The sequence below is a fragment of the Streptomyces spirodelae genome, from assembly GCF_017676385.1.
Classification (GTDB): Bacteria; Actinomycetota; Actinomycetes; order Streptomycetales; family Streptomycetaceae; genus Streptomyces; species Streptomyces spirodelae.
Window position 1 is genome coordinate 142,508 of sequence record NZ_JAFFZN010000002.1, and the last position, 17,014, is coordinate 159,521.

13 protein-coding genes are annotated in these 17,014 nt (G+C 71.8%); 9 read left to right on the forward strand and 4 right to left on the reverse strand.

The window, feature by feature from the left end:
* Positions 1 to 120 precede the first annotated feature (120 nt).
* Positions 121 to 1,008 (reverse strand): NAD(P)H-binding protein, encoded by an 888-nt coding sequence (locus tag JW592_RS02920; RefSeq protein WP_209263255.1) that lies wholly within the window; start codon positions 1,006 to 1,008, stop codon positions 121 to 123.
* Between the two features lie 80 nt (positions 1,009 to 1,088).
* On the opposite strand from JW592_RS02920, the gene JW592_RS02925 reads away from it, so the two are divergent.
* Positions 1,089 to 2,108 (forward strand): AraC family transcriptional regulator, encoded by a 1,020-nt coding sequence (locus tag JW592_RS02925; RefSeq protein WP_307805266.1) that lies wholly within the window; start codon positions 1,089 to 1,091, stop codon positions 2,106 to 2,108.
* 83 nt (positions 2,109 to 2,191) lie between these two features.
* On the forward strand, positions 2,192 to 2,899 hold the full coding sequence (locus tag JW592_RS02930) for a helix-turn-helix transcriptional regulator (protein WP_209263256.1): 708 nt from the start codon (positions 2,192 to 2,194) through the stop codon (positions 2,897 to 2,899).
* Positions 2,900 to 2,948: 49 nt separating this feature from the next.
* On the opposite strand, the gene JW592_RS02935 is transcribed toward JW592_RS02930, so the two are convergent.
* The gene (locus JW592_RS02935; protein WP_209263257.1) at positions 2,949 to 3,344 is read right to left on the reverse strand and encodes a VOC family protein; all 396 of its coding nucleotides are present in this window, start codon (positions 3,342 to 3,344) and stop codon (positions 2,949 to 2,951) included.
* 87 nt (positions 3,345 to 3,431) lie between these two features.
* On the opposite strand from JW592_RS02935, the gene cutA reads away from it, so the two are divergent.
* The 7 genes from cutA (at position 3,432) to JW592_RS02970 (ending at position 13,282) form a co-directional block, all read left to right on the forward strand.
* A complete protein-coding gene (gene cutA, locus JW592_RS02940; protein ID WP_209263258.1) occupies positions 3,432 to 3,764 on the forward strand; it encodes a divalent-cation tolerance protein CutA in 333 nt (110 codons plus the stop codon).
* A gap of 28 nt (positions 3,765 to 3,792) precedes the next feature.
* On the forward strand, positions 3,793 to 5,175 hold the full coding sequence (locus JW592_RS02945; protein ID WP_209263259.1) for a deoxyguanosinetriphosphate triphosphohydrolase: 1,383 nt from the start codon (positions 3,793 to 3,795) through the stop codon (positions 5,173 to 5,175).
* Between the two features lie 208 nt (positions 5,176 to 5,383).
* Entirely contained in the window at positions 5,384 to 6,703 is a 1,320-nt protein-coding gene (locus tag JW592_RS02950; protein ID WP_209263260.1) for an NAD(P)/FAD-dependent oxidoreductase, read from the forward strand.
* Between the two features lie 124 nt (positions 6,704 to 6,827).
* Positions 6,828 to 8,570 (forward strand): pyruvate dehydrogenase, encoded by a 1,743-nt coding sequence (locus tag JW592_RS02955; protein WP_209263261.1) that lies wholly within the window; start codon positions 6,828 to 6,830, stop codon positions 8,568 to 8,570.
* 185 nt (positions 8,571 to 8,755) lie between these two features.
* Positions 8,756 to 10,672 carry a DNA primase gene (dnaG, locus tag JW592_RS02960; protein WP_209263262.1) on the forward strand — a complete coding sequence of 639 codons (1,917 nt, stop codon included), beginning with the start codon at positions 8,756 to 8,758 and terminating at the stop codon, positions 10,670 to 10,672.
* A gap of 180 nt (positions 10,673 to 10,852) precedes the next feature.
* Positions 10,853 to 12,202, forward strand: coding sequence for an RNA polymerase sigma factor (locus JW592_RS02965; RefSeq protein WP_209263263.1), 1,350 nt, complete (start codon positions 10,853 to 10,855; stop codon positions 12,200 to 12,202).
* 243 nt (positions 12,203 to 12,445) lie between these two features.
* Positions 12,446 to 13,282, forward strand: coding sequence for a S1 family peptidase (locus JW592_RS02970; protein WP_229375088.1), 837 nt, complete (start codon positions 12,446 to 12,448; stop codon positions 13,280 to 13,282).
* Positions 13,283 to 13,327: 45 nt separating this feature from the next.
* On the opposite strand, the gene JW592_RS02975 is transcribed toward JW592_RS02970, so the two are convergent.
* The gene (locus JW592_RS02975; RefSeq protein WP_209263264.1) at positions 13,328 to 15,250 is read right to left on the reverse strand and encodes an ABC transporter ATP-binding protein; all 1,923 of its coding nucleotides are present in this window, start codon (positions 15,248 to 15,250) and stop codon (positions 13,328 to 13,330) included.
* Positions 15,247 to 16,980, reverse strand: a complete 1,734-nt coding sequence (locus JW592_RS02980) for an ABC transporter ATP-binding protein (protein ID WP_209263265.1) — start codon at positions 16,978 to 16,980, stop codon at positions 15,247 to 15,249. The genes JW592_RS02975 and JW592_RS02980 overlap by 4 nt, the downstream gene beginning before the upstream one ends.
* Positions 16,981 to 17,014: the final 34 nt, after the last annotated feature.

Genomic DNA, 17,014 nt, shown 5'->3' on the forward strand with positions numbered 1-17,014 from the left:
CTGGGCGACCCGCGGTACGCCCGTGGATTCCCTCCGCGGATTCCCTCCGCGGGCTCCGTCGTCCGGGCCCGGTGTCGTGCACCCGGCCCTCGTGTCGTGCCGGCCGGGCCGGTCCTGCGGTCAGCCCCGCCAGACGCCCTCGGCCGCGGCCTCCCGGGCGAAGTCGGCGAAGTCCCGGCCCTGCCGGCCCAGCACCTCGCGCACGCCGTCCGAGACCACCGCGTTGCGTCCGTCCATGAGCTGCGCGAACAGTTCGCTCAAAAAGGCCACCAGTTCCGGTTCGAAGCCTTGCCCGGCCAGCCACTCGGCGTACTCCCCGGGCGGGAGCGGCACATAGCGCGCCGTCGGCCCGCCGGCCGCCGCCAGCTCGGCCACGGCCTCACCGAAGCTGAGCAGCCGCGGCCCTGTCAGGTCGTGGACGCGCCCGTGGTGTCCATCGCCGGTCAGCGCCTCCACGGCCACCTCGGCGATGTCGTCGGCGTCGACGAACGGCTCTCGCACGTCACCCGCCGGGAAGGGGAGTTCGCCTGCCATGACGTACGGCCGGAAGACGCCCTCGGTGAAGTTCTGGAAGAACCAGCCGGCGCGCAGGATCGTCCACTCCGTGCCCGCTTCCCTGACCGCCTCTTCGGTTGCCAGTGCCAGGTCCTCGCCGCGTGCCGAGAGCAGCACCAGGCGCCGCACCCCGGCCTTCACGGCGCGCTCCGCGAAAGCGCGCACCGTCCGTGCGGTCCCCGGGGCACCCACATCGGGCTGGCAGACGAGGAAGACGGCGCCCACTCCCTCCAGCGCCGGGTCCCAGGTGTCGGGGGACTCCCAGTCGAACGGCGGCCTGCCGGAGCGGGAGCCCACCCGCACCGGGTGGCCGCGCTCGCGCAGCCGGTGCACAACCCTGCTGCCGTTCTTGCCGGTGCCGCAGAGGACGAGGACCGGAGCCGTCGCACTCTGCCGCTCTGCTGCCTTCACTGTCGTGTGCTGCGTTGCATGCTGCGTCGTGTGCTGTGTCATGGCCCAAGCCAACGCCGTCCGGCCGCGATCGGACATCGCTCAGCGGCTCGGTTCCATGTCCGCGCGTCTAAGCTGCTGTTGTGACGGCGCTCATGACGGAAAACCCGGGAAACACGGACAGCGCGCGACAGGCGCAGCAGATCGACGGACTCACCGAGGCGCTCACCGACGTGCTGAGCGGGGCGCGGGCGCGTGGCGGGCTCTTCCACCGGGCGGTGCTGGCGCCGCCGTGGGGCGTCCGGATCCAGGACGGGACCCCGCTGTCCGTGGCGTCCATGCTGCGCGGCGAAGGCTGGGTGCGGCACTCCGAGGCGCCTGAGCCGGTCCGGATCGCGCCGGGCGATGTGGTGGTGCTGCGCGGGCCGGCGCCGTACGTCCTCGCCGACGGCCCGGCGACCGAACCGGGACTGCTGATCCAGCCGGGTGACTGCTGCACCACCCCGGACGGGGTGGACATGTGCGAGGAGCTCGCCCTGGGGGTGCGCACCTGGGGCCGCAGCCTGGACGATCCCGTCGCGCTGCTGAGCGGCAACTACCAGCTGCACGGGGACCTCAGCGCACGGCTGCTGGACGCGCTGCCGCACGTACTGGTGCTGCGGAAGGACGAATGGGAGGCGGAGCTGATCGAGCTGGTGGCCGCCCAGGTCGTCAAGGACACCCCGGGCCAGCAGATGGTGCTCGACCGGCTGCTGGACCTGCTGCTGGTCTCCGCGCTGCGCGCCTGGTTCGCGCGCCCCGAGGCGCGGGCTCCCGCCTGGTACCGCGCGCAGAGCGACCCCGTGGTCGGAGTGGCGCTGCGGCTGCTGCACGAGCAGCCAGGACACGCCTGGACGGTAGCGGCGCTCGCCGCCAAGGCGGGCGTGTCCCGGGCCGGCCTCGCCCGCCGCTTCACCGAACTGGTCGGCGAACCGCCCATGACCTACCTTGCGCACTGGCGCATCGACCTTGCGGCACGGCTGCTGCGCGAACCGGACGCGACGGTCGGGGCCGTCGCCCGCCGGGTCGGCTACGCGGACGGCTTCGCGCTGAGCACCGCCTTCAAACGGCTGCGCGGGGTCAGCCCGACGGCGTACCTGGCGGGGCTCGCCCCTCGGCGCTGAGCCCTCCGGGGAACCTCCGGCTCCCGGGGAACCTCCGGCTCCCGTCGGCCCCCGCTGTCAGTGGCCGGGTGCATCCTGAGGACATGTACGAGGAACGGGCGTCGCGGTTGCGCGGCGCCGTGGCGTGGACCCGCGCCCCCGTGCCCCCGGGGACGACGGGGCGGGTGCTGCCGGACGGCTGCATGGACCTGCTGCTGTGGAACGGCGAACTCGTCGTCGCCGGTCCCGACACCCGCGCGTATCCGACCACCGAACGCCGGGGCCTGACGGTCTTCGGCCTCCGGCTGCCGCCGGGGGCGGGCCCACGCGTCTTCGGCGTCCCCGCCTGGGAGCTGCGCGACCAGCGGGCACCGCTCGCCGATCTGTGGCCCGGCCGGCAGGTGCGCGAGCTGCGTGAGCGGATCGCGCAGGCCCGTGACCCGCTCGCGGCGCTGGAGGACGTCGCGGGCCGACGGCTGGCCGCCGAGCGGCGCGCGGCCACCGACCCGCGCGACGCGGACCGGGTGGACGCCGTCGTGGCGGCGCTGCGGGACGGTACCGGGGTCGCCGAGGTCGCCCGCCGGGTGGGGCTGAGCGAACGTCAGCTCCACCGCCGCTGCCGGGACGCCTTCGGGTACGGCGCCAAGACGCTGGCCCGGGTGCTGCGGATGCAGCGGGCGCTGGAGCTTGCCGCGTCGGGCACACCCCTCGCCGAGACCGCGCTGCGGGCCGGATACGCCGACCAGGCCCACCTGGCCCGCGAGACGCGTGCGCTGGCGGGCGTACCGATGAGCGAGCTGGTCCGCCGCTGAGGGAGCCGGCCCTACGGTGACAGGCCGGCCCCCCCGACGGGGGCAGGCCCTAACCCAGCGGGGCGAACAGGTCGACCCCGTTCCCGTCCGGGTCGAGCACAGTCGCATAGCGCTGGCCCCACTCGGCGTTCCACGGCGCATGGTGGCTCTCGTACCCGGCGTCGGTCAGCTCGCCGTGCATCTTGTCGACCTCGGCGGGCGAGTCGCACAGGAAGGCCAGCCCGATCCGGCCCGCACCTCGTGGCGGCGCCGTCCAGTCGGGGTCGAACGAGCGGACGGTCTCCTCGGTGTCCCAGGCGATCCGTACGCCGCCCGGCCCGGTGAACTCCACATGCGGCAGGGCGTCGGCGTCAGCGGGGATGCCGAGTCCGAGCCGCCGGTAGAAGGCGAGCGAGGCGCTCATGTCGGAGGTGACGATGCCGATGAGGTCGAAACGAGGTGTCATACCCGCACGCTATGGCGTCGTGCCCCGCAGGTCTTGAACGTTTCGGCCCTCTCTCCCGACCTCCGGCGCCCCCCTTACCCTGGTGCGATGGCCGAGATCCTCACCGTGTTGACGACGACCAGCTCCCAGGAGGAGGCCAAGACGCTGGCCGCGGAGGCGATCGCGCGGCGGCTGGCCGCGTGTGCGCAGCTCAACGGCCCTGTCACCTCCCTGTACCGGTGGGAGGGCGCCGTACAGGACGACCCCGAGTGGCAGCTGCTGTTCAAGACGAGCGCCGCCCGCTACGACGCGCTCGAGGCGTACCTGCGCGAGGCCCACCCGTACGACGTGCCGGAGATCATCGCCACCCCGGTGGTGCGCGGCAGCGCGGACTATCTGCGGTGGGTGGAGGAGGAGACGCGGCCCTCCCAGCAGCCCTGAGGCGCGGCCTTGCGGTTACCGTCGGCGTATGCACGCCACCCACGGCACACCCGCCCACGGCGGTACGTCCGCCCAGGACACCTCCGCGCACGGCGGCACGCTCCCGGTGGAGGGCGGCGGCCCGCCGGCGCCCCGCTACACGCCTGCCGACCTCGAACGCTGGGTGCCGGAGCCGGACAAGCGTCCGGGACGTACCGCCTTCCAGCGCGACCGGGCCCGGGTCCTGCACTCGGCCGCGCTGCGCCGACTGGCCGGCAAGACCCAGATGGTCGCGCCCGGCAGCGTCAGCCCGGCGTGGGACGCCACGCCCCGGACCCGGCTGACGCACTCGCTGGAGTGCGCCCAGGTGGGCCGGGAACTGGGTGCCGCGCTCGGCTGTGACCCCGACCTGGTCGAGACGGCGTGCCTCGCCCACGACCTGGGGCACCCGCCGTTCGGCCACAACGGCGAGGCCGTGCTGGCCGAGATCGCCGCACCGGCGGGCGGCTTCGAGGGGAACGCGCAGTCGCTGCGGCTGCTGACCCGGCTGGAGCCCAAACGGTTCTCCGAGGAGCCGGACGGACAGGTGCACGTCGGTCTCAATCTGACGCGCGCCGCGCTGGACGCCGCCACCAAGTACCCGTGGCGGCGCGGTGAGCACCCCGCCGATCCGGGCTCGCCGAAGTTCGGCGTCTACGCGGAGGACCTGCCCGTCTTCGAATGGCTGCGCAAGGGCGCGCCTGCGGACCGCACCTGCTTCGAGGCACAGGTCATGGACTGGTCGGACGATGTGGCCTACTCGGTGCACGATTTGGAGGACGGCATCAGGGCCGGGCATCTGGACCCGCGCATGCTGCTGTCCGGGCCCGAGCGGAGCGAGGTTTTCGCCGTCGCCGCCGAGCGCTACGCGCCCGGTGCCTCGGACGGTGAGCTCGCGGCCGCGCTCGACCGGCTGTCGGCACAGGAGTGGTGGCCGCACGGCTACGAGGGAACGGCGCCCGACCAGGCCCGGCTGAAGGACGCCACCAGCCAGCTCATCGGCCGGTTCTGTCTTGCCGCCGAGGCCGCGACCCGCGCTGCCTACGGTTCGGGCCCGCTGACCAGGTACGCGGCCCAGCTGATCGTCCCGGAGACGTCCCGGCTGGAGTGCGCGGTGCTCAAGGCGGTGGCCGACCGCTATGTGATGCAGCGGCCGGATCTGGAGCGGCTCCGCAGCGAGCAGCGGATCGTCGTGGGGGAGCTGGCCGAGGCGCTGCTGGAGCGTGCCCCCGAGGGCCTGGACCCGCAGTACGCGGAGCTGTACGCGGAGGCGGCCGGCGCGCCGGAACCCGAGCGGGCCCGGCTGCGGGTGGTCGTCGACCAGATCTCCACGCTCACCGACGCGGCGGCCCGGTCCCTGCACGGGACGCTGACGGCACGAGGGCGCCGCTGATGGACCGCGAGGACGGCGCGAGGGCCTTCCGCCCCACTGGGGGGTGCCTCCGGTCCACACCGCGCCCCGGAACTTGTCGTGGTGCTCATACGTCCCATCCATGCCCCCTGCCTCTTCCCGCGCCTGCCCCGATGCGGGACGCTCACGTGTGGACGACGGGGGACAGCACGGCCCGCAGGGGGCAGCGTCTTCTAGGAGGAGGCTTCAAGTGGTCGACGCACACCGTACGTTCGTCATCGTCGGCGGGGGGCTGGCGGGGGCGAAAGCCGCCGAGACCCTGCGCGCGGAGGGGTTCACCGGCCGCGTGATCCTGATCGGCGACGAGCGCGACCATCCCTACGAGCGCCCCCCGCTCTCCAAGGGCTATCTCACCGGTTCGGACGAACGTGACAGCGTCTTCGTGCACGAGCCGGCCTGGTACGCGGGCGCCGACATCGAACTCCATCTGGGGCAGCCGGCCGTGCAGCTGGACCGCGCCGGCAAGTCGGTCCGGCTGGGCGACGGCACCCGCGTCCACTACGACAAGCTGCTGCTGGCCACCGGCGCCGAGCCGCGCCGGCTGGACATCCCAGGCACCGACCTGGCCGGCGTGCACCACCTGCGCAGACTGGCGCACGCCGACCGGCTGCGCGGGGTGCTGAGCGCGCTGGGCCAGGAGAACGGCCATCTGGTGATCGCCGGTGCCGGCTGGATCGGTCTTGAGGTGGCCGCGGCCGCGCGGACGTACGGGGCCGAGGTCACCGTCATCGAGCCCGAGCCCACGCCGCTGCACACCGTGCTCGGCCCCGAGCTGGGCTCCCTCTTCGCCGACCTGCACCGCGAGCACGGCGTCCGCTTCCACTTCGGTGCCCGGCTGACCGAGATCACCGGCACCGACGGCATGGTGCAGAGTGTCCGCACCGACGACGGTGACGAGCACCCCGCGCACGACGTGCTGGCCGCCATCGGCGCCGCCCCGCGCACCGCGCTGGCCGAGGCGGCCGGTCTGGAGCTGGCCACCGGCCCTGGCGGCGGCATCGCGGTGGATGCCTCGCTGCGCACCAGCGACCCGGACATCTACGCCACCGGTGACGCCGCCGCCGTCGCGCACCCGCTGCTCGGCGAGCGGCTGCGGGTCGAGCACTGGGCGAACGCCCTCAACGGCGGCCCGGCGGCCGCCCGCGCCATGCTGGACAAGGACGTGTCCTTCGACCGGGTGCCGTACTTCTTCTCCGACCAGTACGACCTGGGCATGGAGTACTCCGGCTACGCCCCACCCGGCTCCTACGACCAGGTGGTGTGCCGGGGCGATGTGGGCAAGCGCGAGTTCATCGCCTTCTGGCTGCGCGACAACCAGGTGCTGGCCGGGCTGAACGCCAATGTCTGGGATGTGACCGGGCCCATCCAGGACCTGATCCGCTCCGGCGTCCGGGTGGACCCGCACGCGCTGGCCGACCCGGGTGTCCCCCTGGAGACGCTGGGCGCCGCGAACGGCACGGGAGCGGCCGGTGCCACGGGTGCGGCCGGAGGCGCTGCCGGTCCCTCGTAGCCGCTGACCGCCGTGGCGGCGGATTCGCGTGATGCCAGGGCGGCGGACGGGGAATATGTTCCGGCTAGGACCGATGCCCCGTACCGCCGCCTTTCGCATGCGGCGAGCTAAGGACGAGTGAGCGATGGCGAAGCAGACGGTGGCCGAGCAGTTCGTCGAGACCCTGGTGCGCTGCGGAGTGGAGCGTCTCTACGGCGTGGTGGGAGACAGCCTCAACCCGATCGTCGACGCGGTCCGGCGCACCCCGGCCATCGACTGGGTCCAGGTACGCCACGAGGAGGCAGCCGCCTTCGCCGCGGGCGCCGAGGCGCAGCTCACCGGGAAGCTCGCCGCCTGCGCCGGCTCCTGCGGCCCCGGCAACCTCCACCTGATCAACGGGCTCTTCGACGCGCACCGCTCGATGGCGCCGGTCCTCGCGCTGGCCTCGCACATCCCCAGCAGCGAGATCGGCACCAGCTTCTTCCAGGAGACACATCCCGAGCGGCTCTTCGTCGAGTGCAGCCACTACAGCGAGCTGATCTCCAGCGTGCAGCAGATGCCCCGGGTGCTGCAGACGGCCATCCAGCACGCCGTCGGCCGGCAGGGCGTGAGCGTCGTCGCGCTCCCCGGCGACCTGGCCTCCGAGCCGGCGCCCGAGAGCCCGGTGGAGCACGCGCTGGTCACCTCGCGCCCCACCGTGCGCCCCGGGGACGCGGAGATCGACGCGCTGGTACGCATGATCGACGACGCGGAGAAGATCACCTTGTTCTGCGGCGCGGGCACAGCGGGCGCGCACGAGGAGGTCATGGAGTTCGCCGAGCGGCTCAAGGCCCCGGTCGGGCACGCGCTGCGCGGCAAGGAGTGGATCCAGTACGACAACCCCTACGACGTCGGCATGAGCGGACTGCTCGGTTACGGCGCCGCCTACGAGGCCACCCACGAGTGCGACCTGCTGATCCTGCTGGGCACCGACTTCCCCTACAACGCGTTCCTGCCCAAGAACTGCAAGATCGTCCAGGTGGATGTCCGCTCCGAGCACCTCGGCCGCCGTACCAGTCTCGACCTCGCCGTCTGGGGCGACGTCCGTGAGACGCTGCGCTGTCTCACCCCCAGGGTGCGGGCCAAGGCCGACCGCGGGTTCCTGCACCGGATGCTCAAGAAGCACGCCGAGGCCCTGGAGGGCGTGGTCAAGGCGTACACCCGCAACGTCGACAAGCACATCCCCATCCACCCCGAGTACGTGGCGTCCGTACTGGACGAGGAGGCGGCCGACGACGCCGTCTTCACCGTCGACACCGGCATGTGCAACGTGTGGGCGGCGCGCTACATCACCCCGAACGGGCGGCGGCGTGTGATCGGCTCGTTCAGCCACGGCTCGATGGCCAACGCCGTGCCGCAGGCCATCGGTGCCCAGTTCCTCGACCGCGGCCGCCAGGTCGTCTCCATGTCGGGCGACGGCGGCTTCGCCATGCTGATGGGGGAGTTCCTCACGCTCGTCCAGTACGACCTGCCGGTCAAGGTCGTCCTGTTCAACAACTCCTCGCTCGGGATGGTCGAGCTGGAGATGATGGTCGACGGCATGCCGGCCTACGGTACGCACAACCGCAATCCGGACTTCGCGGCGCTCGCCCGGGCGGCGGGGGCGCACGCTGTCCGCGTCGAGAAGCCCAAACAGCTGCGCGGCGCCCTCCGCGACATCCTCGACCACGACGGCCCCGCACTGATCGACATCGTGACCGACCCGCACGCGCTCTCCCTCCCCCCGAAGATCACCCGCGAACAGGTGAGCGGCTTCGCCCTCTCGGCGGGCCGCACCGTCCTGGACGGCGGCGTCGGCCGCATGCTCCAAATGGCCCGCTCCAACCTCCGCAACCTCCCCCGGCCGTAGCAGACGCACCCCCGGAGGGGCGCGGGGAACCGCGCTCCCCCAGCCTTCGGCCGGGAGGTGCTCCCACAGCCACACCACACCCGCAGCCCGCAGACAACGGACAGGGGCACCCCCGCACCGGAAGACGGGGGAGCCCCCTCCCGGGAGGGGGCAACCATGTCAGCGACGGCCCGTAGACTCGTGGCGTGGCTGGGAGGATCAACGACGAGGACGTGAAGGCGGTCAGGGACGCGGTCCCGATCGACTCCGTGGTGTCCGAGTACCTCCAGCTCCGCAACGCGGGCGGCGGCAACCTCAAGGGACTCTGTCCGTTTCACGATGAGAAGTCCCCTTCCTTCCATGTGAGCCCCAGCAAGGGGCTCTACCACTGCTTCGGCTGCCAGGAGGGCGGGGACACGCTCGACTTCGTGATGAAGGTCGACCACCTGTCCTTCTCCGAGGCCGTCGAGCGGCTGGCGGCCCGCGCCGGCATCACGCTGCGCTACGAGGAGGGCGGCTACGGCCGCGCCTCTCAGCAGGGCGAGCGCACCCGCCTGGTGGAGGCCCACAAGATCGCGGCACGGTTCTACGCCGAGCAGCTGGAAGGGCCCGAGGCGGAGATCGGCCGGCGCTTCCTCGCCGACCGCGGTTTCGACCAGGAGGCGGCCCGGCATTTCGGCATCGGCTACGCCCCGGCGGGCTGGGACCACCTGGTGCGCTATCTGCGCGGGCAGGGCTTCACCGACAAGGAGATGACCCTCTCCGGGCTCGCTCAGGAGGCCCGCAACGGGCGGCCCATCGACCGCTTCCGTGGTCGGCTGATGTGGCCGATCCGGGACATCACCGGGGACGTCGTCGGCTTCGGCGCGCGCAAGCTGCGCGAGGACGACCAGGGGCCGAAGTACCTCAACACGCCCGAGACCCCCATCTACCGCAAGTCCCAGGTGCTCTACGGCATCGATCTGGCCAAGCGCGAGATCGCCAAGGCCAACCGCGCCGTCGTCGTGGAGGGCTACACCGATGTGATGGCCTGCCATCTGGCCGGGGTCACCACGGCCATCGCCACCTGCGGCACCGCTTTCGGCGGGGAGCATGTGAAGATCCTCCGCCGGGTGCTGATGGACAACTCCCAGTCGGAGGTCGTCTTCACCTTCGACGGTGACGCGGCGGGCCAGAAGGCCGCACTGCGCGCCTTCGAGGACGACCAGAAGTTCGCGGCGCGGACGTGGATCGCGCTGACGCCGGGCGGCATGGACCCGTGCGACCTGCGGCTGGCACAGGGCGACGAGGCCGTGGCCAAGGTGGTGGAGAGCCGCACCCCCCTCTTCGACTTCGCCATCCGCTCGATCGTGGACCGGCACAACGTGGATACGGCGGAGGGCCGTTCGGCCGCGCTGGAGGAAGCGGCGCCGGTCGTCACCCAGATCAAGGACCCCTCCATCAGGCGAGGCTACGCGGTGCGGCTGGCCGGGCTGCTGGGCATCGTGGACGAGGAGTTCGTCGTCCACCGTGTCGCCCAGCTCGCCAAGTGGGCGCGCGAGCGCGGCCAGGCGCCCCCGGGCGCGGCGGCCCGCGCCTCCCGTACGCCGCAAACCCCCGCCGTACAGGCCCCGTTCGTGCCGCGCGGCCCGGCGCTGAATCTGCGCAGCCCCGCGCACCGCGTCGAGCGTGAGCTGCTGAAGCTGGCACTCCAGCGCCCCGAGCTGGTCTCGCCCGCCTTCGACGCCTACGGTGCCGACGAGTTCACCGCGGCGCCCTATGCCGTGGTGCGGCAGGCGCTGGAGGCGGCCGGCGGCGCCGAGGCAGGGATCGGCGACAGCGGCTATCTGGGCCGGGTCAGGGACGCGGCGCCGGACGACACGGTGCGCTCCCTGATCACCGAGCTGGCTGTCGAGCCGCTGCGCAGCGCCCGCAACCGCGAGGTCGATGAGGCGTACGCGGGTGAGCAGTTGGTCGCCGTACGCCGTGCCGCCGTCAATGCCCGCATCGCCGAGCTGGAGGGTGCGGCGCGGCGCCTGGAGGCCCGCGGGGAGTACGAGCAGTCGGCGGGTGTGCGCCAGCAGATCTGGACGCTCCAGCAGTACGGCATCGCGCTGCGCGAGCGGGGCGCTGCGGCGCTCTGACGGCCGACTGGGTGCCCCGCGGTCGCGAGGGAGGCTCGAGTTCCGCCGCCCCAAGGGGCACAGCGGCCCCCGACACCTCAAAGGCGCGTAGTGACCCGTGCGCTGAGGGTGACGTTTGGCGGAAAAACTGCCCGCACGCCTCTCGTGGCGGACATGTGTCGTACCCCACACTGGTGAGCGGTGCCTGAGTCCTCGGAGCGGGGCGGTGCCGGCCGGGAAGGGCCGCAGTCCCCCGCGGATCCGCACGTTTCGTACGGGATGGAGCGCGGCCCGGCCGCAGCCGTCCCCGCCTCGCACGCCGCCCCCGAACCGGCAGCGATCACACTGGAGGTCGCCCCCGTGCAGACCCGGACCCTGAAAGCGGCGCCTCTCGCCGCCCCGACCGCCGCAGTGGCCACGCCCCCTGCGCCCTCAGCGCCCCCCGCGCACCCGGGGCAGTCGCCCGCGCACGAGCCGACCGCCTTCGAGCCGCCCGGGCCCGCGCCCGTTCCCGTCCCCGTGCCCGAGCCGACCGCTGTCCCCGAGCCGACCGCCGTCCCCGAACAGGGCGGGGCGCCCGGGGTCGAGGTGGCGGTGGAGGCGGAACCGGCCGTTCCGCAGCGGGAGCTGCCCACCAGCGGCCCCTCGGCCGACCTCTTCCGGCAGTATCTGCGCGAGATCGGCCGTATCCCGCTGCTGACCGCCGCCGAGGAGGTGGAGCTGGCCCGCAGCGTGGAGGCCGGGCTGTTCGCCGAGGAGAAGCTGGCGAACTCGCCCAGCCTGGACGGGCAGCTTGCGCTCGATCTCGACCGGCTCGTGGTGCGCGGCAGGCTCGCCAAGCGGCGGCTCATAGAGGCGAACCTGCGGCTGGTGGTCTCTGTCGCCAAGCGCTACGTGGGGCGCGGTCTGACCATGCTGGACCTCGTCCAGGAGGGCAACCTGGGGCTGATCCGCGCGGTGGAGAAGTTCGACTACGCGCGCGGCTACAAGTTCTCGACGTACGCGACCTGGTGGATCCGCCAGGCGATGTCCCGGGCGCTGGCCGACCAGGCGCGGACGATCCGGGTGCCGGTGCATGTCGTCGAGCTGATCAACCGAGTGGTGCGGGTGCAGCGTCGGATGCTCCAGGAGCGGGGCTACGAGCCCACGGCCGAGGAGGTCGCAGCCCAGCTCGAGCTGTCCGAGGAGCGGGTGAGCGAGGTGCTGCGGCTGGCGCAGGAGCCGGTGTCGCTGCACGCCCCGGTGGGCGAGGAGGACGACGTCAACCTCGGCGACCTGATCGAGGACGGGGACGCGCCCTCGCCGGTGGAATCGGCCGCCTTCCTGTTGCTGCGCGAGCACCTGGAGGCGGTGCTCTCCACGCTGGGCGAGCGGGAGCGCAAGGTGGTGCAGCTGCGGTACGGGCTGATCGACGGCAGGCCGCGCACTCTGGAGGAGATCGGCCGGCTCTTCGGCGTCACACGGGAGCGCATCCGACAGATCGAGTCCAAGACCCTCACCAAGCTGCGGGACCACGCCTTCGCCGACCAACTGCGGGGCTATCTCGACTGATCGCCTGTTCGAGGCGCCCTTGTCAGTTTGTTCGAGTCCTCTCCATAATCGCGGCAGTACCTCGCGGACCGGCCCCTCGTGACGGGACGTCCGGCGGAGCGTGCTGCCCAGCGGACCGCTGTCGGCGCAGTTTGGCATGGGCATGCTCGCCCACATCGCACGCATGTGCGTGCTGCCGTGCTGTCGTCGTGCTGCCACGGGCGGGTGCGGGTGCGCGAGCAACCCCCCACGAGAGGAAGCCCGTTGAAGCACTCCGGGACAGTGTCCGCGCAGGACACCAGGAAGCACCTCAAGAGAGTCACCGCCGTCGGCGCCGTCGCGCTCGCCGCCTTCAGCCTCAGCCCCTCGGTCGCCTCCGCGATACCGGACGACGGACCCGGTGGCCACCGCGACCCGGGCGCGACCGTCGTCGGCGGCACCAAGGCCGGGCAGGGTGAGTTCCCCTTCATGGTGCGGCTGTCCATGGGCTGCGGCGGTTCGCTGCTGACCAAGGACATCGTGCTGACCGCGGCCCACTGCGTCGACGGCAGTGGCCCCGACACCAGCATCACCGCCACCGGCGGCGTCGTCGACCTGGAGGACCCGGCCGCCAAGACCGCCAAGTCCACCGAGGTCGTCCAGGCACCCGGCTACGACGGCACGGGCAAGGACTGGGCTCTCATCAAGCTGAACAAGCCCATCGACCAGCCGACGCTGCCCATCGCCGAGGACGCCTCCTACAACAAGGGCGAGTTCACCATCGCCGGATGGGGCGCCGACCAGGAGGGCGGCCGGCAGCAGCGGTATCTGCTCAAGGCGCAGGTCCCCTTCGTGGACGACGCCACCTGCAAGACTGCCTACTCCAACCTCGTCGCGGACGAGGAACTGTGCGCGGGAAAGATGGACACCGGCGGCGTGGACACCTGCCAGGGCGACTCGGGCGGGCCGATGTTCCGCAAGGACGACGCCGGTGAGTTCGTCCAGGTCGGCATCGTCAGCTGGGGCGACGGCTGCGCCAGGCCGGGCAAGCCCGGGGTGTACACCGAGGTCAGCACGTTCGCCAAGGACATCCAGGCCGCAGCCGGCAAGCTCGGCGGCTGACTCCTCGCAAGCCCCGGGGCAGGCCACGGGGCGGTGGCGGAGGTGTCACTCCACCTCCGCCACCGCCGCCGCGAACTGCGACCGGTACAGCCGTGCGTAGGCGCCCTGGGCGGCCAGCAGGCTTTCATGGGTGCCCTGTTCGACGATGGAGCCGTTCTCCATCACCAGGATCACGTCCGCGTCCCGGATGGTGGAGAGGCGGTGGGCGATCACAAAGCTGGTGCGCTCGGAGGCCAGCCGCTCCATCGCACGCTGGATCAGCACCTCGGTGCGGGTGTCCACGGAGCTGGTGGCCTCGTCCAGGACCAGGATCACCGGGTCCGAGAGGAAGGCGCGCGCGATGGTGATGAGCTGTTTCTCGCCAGCGCTGACGCTGTCGCCCTCCGCGTCCAGCACCGTGTCGTAGCCGTCCGGGAGGGTGCGGATGAACCGGTCGGCGTGCGCGGCCCGCGCGGCCTCCTCCACCTGCTCGCGGGTCGTCCCCTGTGCCCCGTACGCGATGTTCTCCGCGATGGTGCCGCCGAACAGCCAGGTGTCCTGGAGCACCATGCCGATGCCCGAGCGCAACCCCTCGCGGGACATGGCCGCGATGTCAATGCCGTCCAGCAGGATGCGGCCGTCGCGCACCTCGTAGAACCGCAGCAGCAGATTGACCAGGGTGGTCTTGCCCGCCCCGGTGGGACCGACGATGGCCACGGTCTGGCCGGGTTCGACCGCCAGTGACAGGTTCTCGATCAGCGGCTTGTCCTCGGTGTAGCGGAAGGAGACGTTCTTCAGCTCCACCCGGCCGCGCAGCTCGGACGGCCGCTCGGCGTGTGCCTCGTCGGGGTCGGGGGACTGCTCCTCGGCGTCGAGGATCTCGAAGACCCGCTCGGCCGAGGCCACTCCGGACTGGACGAGGTTGGCCATCGAGGCGACCTGGGTGAGCGGCTGGCTGAACTGCCGCGAGTACTGCACGAACGCCTGCACATCGCCGATGGACAGCGCACCGGACGCCACCCGCAGTCCGCCGACGACTGCCACCAGTACGTAGTTGAGGTTGCCGACGAACATCATCGCCGGCTGCATGATCCCGCTGATGAACTGCGCACGGAAACCGGCCTTGTACAGCTTCTCGTTCTGCTCGGCGAAGACCTGGGCCGACTCCTGCTGGCGGCCGAAGACCTTCACCAGAGCGTGCCCGGTGTACATCTCCTCTATGTGCGCGTTCAGTGCGCCGGTCGACTTCCACTGTGCGACGAACTGCGGCTGTGCGCGCTTGCCCACCCGGGTGGCGACCAGCGCCGACAGCGGCACCGTCACCAGGGCGACCAGCGCCAGCAGCGGCGAGATCCAGAACATCACGGCCAGTACGCCCACGATGGTCAGCAGCGAGCTGATCAGCTGCCCCATCGTCTGCTGGAGCGTCTGGCCGAGGTTGTCGATGTCGTTGGTGACCCGCGAGAGCACTTCGCCGCGCGACTGCCCGTCCAGGTAGGACAGCGGCAGCCGGCCCAGCTTGTGCTCCACCCGCTCCCGCAGCCGGAAGACGGTCCTGGTGATGACGCGGGTGGAGATCCGCCCCGCCCACAGCATCAGCAGCCCGGCCGCCGCGTAGACGACGACCACCACCAGCAGCACCCTGCCGACGGCACCGAAGTCGATGCCCTGGCCCGGGGTGAAGTCCATCCCGGAGAGCATGTCGGCCACCCCGCCGTCACCGCGCTGCCGCAGGCCCTCCAGCGCCTGTTCCCTGGTCACCCCGTCCGGCAGCTTCTCGCCGATGAAGCCGGCGAAGACCAGGTCCGTCGCGTGCCCGAGGACCTTGGGACCGACGACGCTCAGCCCGACGCTGACCACGAGCACCGCCAGCATCAGCAGCAGCCGTCCGCGCTCCGGCCGGAACTGTCTCAGCAGCCGCTTGCCCGACCCCGTGAAGTCCATGGACCGCCGCGGCGGCCCCGCGGCCATTCCCCCCGGCCCACTCATGCGGCCTCGCTTTCGGTCAGTTGCGAGAGCACGATCTCCCGGTAGGTCTCGTTGCCCTCCATCAGTTCGTGGTGGCGGCCCACGCCCACGGCGCGCCCTTCGTCCAGGACGAGAATGCGGTCGGCGTCCCGGATGGTCGCCACGCGCTGGGCGACGATCACCACCGTCGCGTCCGCTGTCCTGCGGGCGAGCGCCGCCCGCAGCGCCGCGTCGGTCGCGTAGTCGAGCGCGGAGAACGAGTCGTCGAACAGATAGATCTCCGGCCGGTGCACCAGCACCCGTGCGATGGCCAGCCGCTGCCGCTGTCCGCCGGAGACGTTGCTGCCGCCCTGGGCGATCGGCGCCTCGAGACCGCCCTCCATCCGCTCGACGAACTCCTTGGCCTGGGCGACCTCCAGGGCCTCCCACAGCTCCTCGTCACTGGCGTCGGGGCGGCCGTAGCGCAGATTGGAGGCGACCGTCCCGGAGAAGAGATACGGGCGCTGCGGCACCAGGCCGACAGTGCCGGCCAGCAGCTGCGGGTCGAGGGTGCGCACGTCCTCGCCGTCCACCAGGACCCGTCCCTCGGTGGCGTCGAACAGCCGGGGCACCAGCCCCAGCAGCGTCGACTTGCCGCTGCCCGTCGAACCGATCACGGCGGTGGTCTCGCCGGGGCGTGCCACCAGGTCGATATCCCGCAGCACGGGGGCCTCGGCTCCCGGGTAGCCGAATCCGGCGCCGCGCAGCTCCAGATGGCCGTGCCGCCGCAGCGCGGTGACCGGAGCTGTGGGCGGCACGACACTGGTGTCGGTCCCCAGGACCTCCTGTATGCGCTCGGCGCACACCTCGGCGCGGGGCACCATCATGAACATGAAGGTGGCCATCATCACCGACATCACGATCTGCATCAGGTAGGCGAGGAACGCGGTCAGCGCGCCGATCTCCATGCCGCCGCTGCTGATGCGGTGCGCACCGAACCAGACCACGATCACGCTGGAGACGTTCACCACCGTCATCACCACGGGGAACATCAGCGCCATCAACTGCCCGGTGCGCAGCTGCACCTGGGTCAGGTCGCTGTTGGCCTCGTGGAACCGGCGGCGCTCGTAGTCGTCCTTGACGAAGGCGCGGATGACGCGGACCCCGGTGATCTGCTCGCGCAGGATGCGGTTGACGCCGTCCAGCCGCTGCTGCATGGAGCGGAACAGCGGCCGCATCCGCCGCACGATCAGTCCGACGGTGACACCGAGCACCGGCACCACACCCAGCAGCACGGCGGAGAGCGGCACATCCTGGCCGAGCGCCATGAAGATGCCACCGAAGCACATGATCGGCGCGGTCACCATCAGGGTGAACGCCATCAGTGTCACCGTCTGCACCTGGAGCACATCGTTGGTGGTGCGGGTGATCAGGGAAGGCGCACCGAACTGGCCGACCTCGCGCGCCGAGAAGGACTGCACACGGTCGAAGACGCCCGCGCGGATGTCCCGGCCGAGCGCCGCCGCGGTGCGCGCACCCAGGTAGACGGCACCGATGTTGCAGACCACCTGCACCACCGAGACGGCCAGCATCAGGCCGCCGTGGCGCAGTATGTAGCCGGTGTCACCGCGGACGACACCGTTGTCGATGATGTCCGCGTTCAGGGTGGGCAGATAGAGCGTTGCGCTCGTCTGTATGAGTTGCAGCAGGACGAGAAGCGCGATCGGCCGCTGGTACTGGCGCAGCCGGGCGCGTAGGAGGCGGATCAGCACACAGAGTTCCTCGGTCGGTCAGTGACAGCTGGGT

Bases quoted from the DNA above. Each gene is read 5' to 3' on its own strand.
- JW592_RS02920 (WP_209263255.1), bottom strand. From the start codon at position 1,008: ATGACACAGCACACGACGCAGCATGCAACGCAGCACACGACAGTGAAG.
- JW592_RS02930 (WP_209263256.1), top strand. From the start codon at position 2,192: ATGTACGAGGAACGGGCGTCGCGGTTGCGCGGCGCCGTGGCGTGGACC.
- JW592_RS02935 (WP_209263257.1), bottom strand. From the start codon at position 3,344: ATGACACCTCGTTTCGACCTCATCGGCATCGTCACCTCCGACATGAGC.
- cutA (WP_209263258.1), top strand. From the start codon at position 3,432: ATGGCCGAGATCCTCACCGTGTTGACGACGACCAGCTCCCAGGAGGAG.
- JW592_RS02945 (WP_209263259.1), top strand. From the start codon at position 3,793: ATGCACGCCACCCACGGCACACCCGCCCACGGCGGTACGTCCGCCCAG.
- JW592_RS02955 (WP_209263261.1), top strand. From the start codon at position 6,828: ATGGCGAAGCAGACGGTGGCCGAGCAGTTCGTCGAGACCCTGGTGCGC.
- JW592_RS02975 (WP_209263264.1), bottom strand. From the start codon at position 15,250: ATGAGTGGGCCGGGGGGAATGGCCGCGGGGCCGCCGCGGCGGTCCATG.